The organism is Thiohalocapsa sp. (assembly GCF_019695415.1).
In the GTDB taxonomy this organism is placed as follows: domain Bacteria; phylum Pseudomonadota; class Gammaproteobacteria; order Chromatiales; family Chromatiaceae; genus Thiohalocapsa.
Genome location: NZ_JAIFKJ010000161.1, coordinates 1 through 3,147, shown reverse-complemented (window position 1 = coordinate 3,147; position 3,147 = coordinate 1). Strand labels below are relative to the sequence as shown.

The following is a 3,147-nucleotide window of genomic DNA, read 5'->3' as shown; positions in this document are numbered from 1 at the left end:
AAGATGACGATATACGACTTTGCCTGTGGCTGTGTGGGCTCGGAGATTTGTATACGAGACAGATCTTCTACATCCTCCACCACATCGTGGTGAAGGCGAATTTGTTCCTGGTGGGCGGCGTCGTGAAGCGGCTGACGGGCTCGGAGGACCTCGCCCGCATCGGCGGGCTGTGGGCCGCCACGCCCTGGCTCGGCGTGCTGTTCTTGATCCCGGCCCTGTCGCTTGCCGGCATCCCGCCGCTCTCGGGCTTTTGGGCCAAGCTGGTCGTCATCAAGGCGAGCCTCGACGCCGAGCACTACATCCTGGCCGCGACCGCCCTCGTGGTCGGGCTGTTGACCGTGTACTCGATGACCAAGATCTGGCTGGAAGCGTTCTGGAAGCCCCATCCGGAGCCGGCGCTGGTGGAGGGTCGGGCCCTGGCGCGCGGCGAGAGCTGGGCGCTGCTCGGCCCGATCGTCGGGCTCGCCGCCATCACCGTGCTGATCGGGTTGGTCGCGGCCCCCTTCTACGCCGTCTCGGTCACCGCCGCGGAGCAGCTCCTGGACCCGAGCGCCTACATCACCGCCGTGTTGGGAGCCCGGCCATGAGCCTGTTCGCGTTGAACCTGTTGATCGCCGTCGGCTGGGGCGCGGTGTCGGGCAGCTTCGCCGCCATCGACCTCCTGTTGGGCTATGCCGGCGGCTTCGTCGCCTTGTGGCTGACCCGCCCGCTGTTCGGCCCCAGCCCCTATTTCCGCCGCACCTTCGGGGCCATCGGGCTCGTCGTCTTCTTCCTCTACGAGCTGGTGCGCTCCAGCATCGCGGTGGTGTGGGACGTCGTCACCCCGGAGATCCACTCGCGGCCGCGCATGGTCCGCATGCCGCTCGACTGCACCGACGAGACCCAGATCATGCTCACCGCCAACGTCATCTCGCTGACGCCCGGCACGCTCACCGTCGACGTCAGCCCGGACCAGCGCGAGCTGGTCATCCACGCCATGTTCGCCGAGGACCCCGACGAGGTCGTCCACGACCTCAAGCGCGGCTTGGAGCGGCGGGTGATGGAGGCGCTTCGATGATCATCGACACCCAGCTCGAAGGCCTCGTGGCGACCGCGGTCGACATCGCCGCCCTCTTTCTCATCGGCGCGTTCCTGCTCGCCTCGGTGCGGCTGATCCTCGGGCCGACCTTGCCCGACCGCGTCGTCGCCCTCGACCTTTTGACCATGCTGGTGGCGCCCTTCCTCCCCTTGTTCCGGTGGGCGCGCTGGTGGGGCGCCGTGCGCGGCGGGGCTCTCGCGCTGGGGCTGGGGGGGTGTCGGGTGACCATCGCCTGCGCCCGGTTCGTCGACCTCACCCCCGGCCAGAACCCGGGAGAGCGTCGATGACCGGCCTCGCCGAGGTCCTCGCCGCGATCGCCCTGGTGCTCGGCGGCGCGCTCACCTTCATCGCCGCCCTGGGCGTGTTGCGCATGCCGGACGTTTACATCCGCATGCACGCTTCCACCAAGGCCGGCACGCTCGGCGTCCTGTTGATCGCGCTGGCGCTGGTCTTCGTCGGCGCCGACGCCGGGGTGGTCAGCAAGGCCGTCGCCGTCTTCGCGTTCATCCTGCTCACCGCGCCGATCGGCGCGCACCTGATCGCGCGCGCCGCCTGGCGCGGCGGTCTGAAGCCTTGGCAGTGGCGCCCCGAGCGGACGGACCCGCCCACCGACGGCGCCGATCGCAGCCGCATTCCGTGACGGAACCAGGGCCATGCGCATCCTCGTCTGCGAAGACCAACCCGATCTCCGCCGCGCCCTGGCGCGCACGCTCGAGGGCTCGGGCTTCGCCGTGGACCAGGCCGAGGACGGCATGGAGGCGCTCAAATACGGCATCGCCGAGCCCTACGACGCGATCGTCCTCGACCTCGGCCTGCCGCAGATCGACGGCATGTCGGTGCTGCACCGTTGGCGCGAGGAGGGCTGTCATACGCCCGTGTTGATCCTGACCGCGCGCTCGCGCTGGTCGGACAAGCTCGCCGGCTTCAACGCCGGCGCCGACGACTTCGTCACCAAGCCGTTCGAGATGGAGGAGGTGGTGCTGCGCCTGCGCGCCCTCATCCGACGCTCGGCCGGACAGTCCTCGCCGGTGCTCACCTGCGGGCCGATCAAGCTCTACACCTCCGAGGGCCGCGTCGTCGACCAGGGCATGCCGGTGGACCTGACCCCGCAGGAGTTCCGCATCTTCACCTATCTGATGCACCACCCCAACCGGATCATCAGCCGGCAGACCCTGGCGCAGCACGTCTACGACCGCCACAGCGAGCGCGAATCCAACGTCATCGACGTGCTGATCAGCCGAATCCGCCGCAAGCTCAGCGCCAACGTGATCCAGACCGTGCGCGGGCAGGGCTACCGGCTGACGCCGCCGCGCGGATGAGCGCTTGGAACCTGCAGCGCCGCCTGGTGGCGGCCGCCGTGGTCTGGCTCCTGGTGGCGCTCGGGCTCGGCGGGGCGGCGCTGTCGCTGGTCTTTCGCGAGGCGGTCGTGGCCCGCTTCGACGCCAAGCTGGCGGTGCTGACCGACGGCCTCGCCAGCGACGTCGTCCGCGGCGACGACGGCGCGCTCGCGATCACCGGCGCGCACCCCAATTTCCGCGAATCCACCCTCGGCTGGTACTGGATCCTCGAGATCGACGAGCGTCGCCGCACGTCATCCGAGGCCGCCGCGCTGGAGGGCTTTCCGACCCCGATGCCGGGCCGGGTCGGCGGGCTCGTCGTCAGCGAGGCGCCCGGCCCCGACGACGTGCCCTTGCGCGCCGCCACGCTCCGGCTGCCGCCCGCGGACGGCGAGCCGGTGCGCCTCACGGTGGCCCTCGACCGCCGCGACATCGACCAGGAGATCCGCAGCTTCGCCGGCCTCCTGGTCGTCTCGGCGGCGGTGCTGGGGGTGGTCCTGGTGGTCGGCGTGGCGGTGCAGGTGCGCTTCGGCCTGGCGCCCTTGCGCCGGTTGCGCGCCGATCTGAGCGCGGTCGAAAAGGGCCATCTGGAGGCGGTGCCCGAGACCTATCCCAACGACATCCGGCCGGTGGTCAACGCCCTCAACGGGGTCCTGGTGCCACACACCTCGCTCACCGCCTGGGCCCCCCCGCGTCCGGGGCCCATCGCCCACCCCCTCCAGCCGCAGATCC

The 3,147-nt window shown here is 70.4% G+C and carries 6 protein-coding genes; all 6 read left to right on the top strand.

Features of this window, described 5'->3' with window-relative positions:
* The coding region (locus tag I6U14_RS04315; RefSeq protein WP_296897146.1) for a proton-conducting transporter membrane subunit at positions 1 to 587 on the top strand (587 nt) is incomplete at its 5' end.
* Entirely contained in the window at positions 584 to 1,057 is a 474-nt protein-coding gene (locus I6U14_RS04310) for a Na+/H+ antiporter subunit E (RefSeq protein ID WP_296897145.1), read from the top strand. The genes I6U14_RS04315 and I6U14_RS04310, both read left to right, overlap by 4 nt.
* On the top strand, positions 1,054 to 1,365 hold the full coding sequence (locus I6U14_RS04305; protein WP_296897144.1) for a pH regulation protein F: 312 nt from the start codon (positions 1,054 to 1,056) through the stop codon (positions 1,363 to 1,365). Before I6U14_RS04310 ends, I6U14_RS04305 begins: the two co-directional genes overlap by 4 nt.
* Positions 1,362 to 1,718, top strand: coding sequence for a monovalent cation/H(+) antiporter subunit G (gene mnhG, locus I6U14_RS04300; RefSeq protein ID WP_296897143.1), 357 nt, complete (start codon positions 1,362 to 1,364; stop codon positions 1,716 to 1,718). The genes I6U14_RS04305 and mnhG overlap by 4 nt, the downstream gene beginning before the upstream one ends.
* Positions 1,719 to 1,731: 13 nt before the next feature.
* A complete protein-coding gene (locus I6U14_RS04295; protein ID WP_296897142.1) occupies positions 1,732 to 2,397 on the top strand; it encodes a response regulator transcription factor in 666 nt (221 codons plus the stop codon).
* Positions 2,394 to 3,147 (top strand): hypothetical protein (locus I6U14_RS04290; RefSeq protein ID WP_296897141.1); only part of this gene is annotated, 754 nt, incomplete at its 3' end. The genes I6U14_RS04295 and I6U14_RS04290, both read left to right, overlap by 4 nt.